This is a genomic window from Corallococcus sicarius (genome assembly GCF_003611735.1).
GTDB classification, from domain to species: Bacteria; Myxococcota; Myxococcia; order Myxococcales; family Myxococcaceae; genus Corallococcus; species Corallococcus sicarius.
In genome coordinates this window covers 1-315 of sequence record NZ_RAWG01000704.1, presented here as the reverse complement: position 1 = coordinate 315, position 315 = coordinate 1, and the positions used below count along the sequence as shown (strand labels likewise).

Below are 315 nucleotides of genomic sequence, written 5' to 3'. Positions count from 1 at the left end.
GCGTCTCTTCTGTCAAATCAAAAGCCCCCGGCGTCTGTTCCGTCGCCCGCTTTATATAAACGAGCCGCTCGTCGATGCGCCGCACCATGATGTCCCGGCACACATGGACGAACTCCCCCTCCAGCTCGGAGCCCCCGGCTGAAAGCCGCCGGCCGGCCTCCAGCAGCGCCCGCTTGACGACCTCCGTCGCCTCGAAGAGCGCTTCCTCCAGCCCCTGCCCCGAAGTCGCCTGCGCCAGCACCATCCGCAGGCCCATGTGGGACAGCTCATCACACACCCGGAACGTGTCCCGGGCGAGCAGCCGGGGCTCCCGGA

Annotated in this window: 1 pseudogene; it reads right to left on the bottom strand. The window is 67.6% G+C overall.

What is annotated here, in order from left to right:
- Positions 1-315, bottom strand: a pseudogene (locus D7X12_RS41790) (DNA primase); the annotation flags it as partial.